This is a genomic window from Bacillus sp. 166amftsu (assembly GCF_900107445.1).
Lineage (GTDB): Bacteria > Bacillota > Bacilli > Bacillales > Bacillaceae_G > Bacillus_A > Bacillus_A arachidis.
Window position 1 is genome coordinate 1 of record NZ_FNQA01000064.1, and the last position, 1,451, is coordinate 1,451.

The following is a 1,451-nucleotide window of genomic DNA, read 5'->3' on the forward strand; positions in this document are numbered from 1 at the left end:
TGATGTGCACCCCAATTGTTAGACACACTTAACAATTGGAGGTGCACTTTTTTATGAGTAAGTTTTCTTCTAAAGAAAAACTACAAATAGTAAAACAATATTTTGATGGGGTAGATGGCGGGAAAAGAATCGCTAAATCTCTAGGGATTCATTCTAGTATAATTTATCAGTGGATTAAACAATATGAGGCCTTTGGGGAAAAAGCTTTTGAAAAGCGCTATACAACTTATTCGCTTCAGTATAAACTAGATGTGCTTAATTATATGGAGAAACAAGGGACATCTATGAGAGAAACGGCGGCAATTTTTAATATTCCATCTCATGAAATAATTCGCAGATGGAGAGTAGCTTATGATTCAAATGGTGTGGATGCCCTACGCTCAAAGAAGAAGGGACGTCCAGCTATGAAAAATAAAAAAGCGAAGATACAACCAAAACAAGATCAAGTGTTAGCTGAAGGGTCAATAGAAGCTCTACAGGCAGAGAATGAACGTTTACGTATGGAAAATGATTATTTAAAAAAGTTAAATGCCTTAGTTCAGAAAAAGAACAAATCACAGATCAAGACAGAGCGCAAGTAATCTATGAATTAAGGCACAAATACAAAATCATCGATCTTGTGAAAATCGCTGGCATCGCACGTAGTACGTACTATTACTGGATTAAACAAATGGGACGACCGGATAAATATGAGAAGATTAAAGGATTGATTAAAGAGATTTTTGAAGAGAATTATGGTAGATACGGTTATCGTCGCATCACATTAGAATTACGTAACCGTGGATATGTATTGAACCACAAAACAGTTCGTCGTTTAATGAATATCATTGGATTGAAATGCCTGGTTCGCATAAAAAAATACCGTTCGTATCGAGGAGAAGTAGGCAAATTCGCACCAAATATTTTGAAGCGTAAATTTAATGCATCAAAGCCTAATAAAAAGTGGGTAACAGATGTAACTGAATTCCATCTGCATGGCAAAAAACTGTATTTATCTCCTGTTTTAGACTTATATAACGGGGAGATTATAGCTTACAATATAGAAAATAAACCTGTGTATTCACTTGTGTCAAAAATGCTTAATAAAGCCTTTAAACGCTTAAATGATGGAGAAACTCCTATTCTTCACTCAGATCAAGGATGGCATTATCAAATGAAGAAATACCAACAAGCACTAAAAAAATACAAGGTTATCCAAAGTATGTCCCGTAAGGGAAACTGTTTGGACAATGCAGTCATAGAAAATTTCTTTGGCTTATTAAAGTCTGAATTACTCTACCTTAAAGAATTTGAAAGTATGGAACATTTTAAGGTAGAATTAGAGGATTATATTCATTATTACAACCACAAAAGAATTAAAGTAAAGTTAAATGGAATGAGTCCAGTACAATACCGGACTCATATCCAATCAGCCGCTTAATTTTTCTGTCTAACTTTTTGGGTTCATTTCA

The 1,451-nt window shown here is 34.3% G+C and carries 1 protein-coding gene; it reads left to right on the forward strand.

Going from position 1 to position 1,451, the window contains the following annotated elements; genetic code table 11:
* The first annotated feature begins 53 nt into the window (after window positions 1–53).
* Window positions 54–1,420, forward strand: a protein-coding gene (locus BLV40_RS27755; RefSeq protein WP_090695859.1) for an IS3 family transposase whose coding sequence is annotated in 2 segments (ribosomal slippage) — window positions 54–516 and window positions 516–1,420 — 1,368 coding nt in all. Because the reading frame shifts where the segments join, the coding sequence is not laid out codon by codon here.
* The last annotated feature ends 31 nt before the right edge of the window (window positions 1,421–1,451 follow it).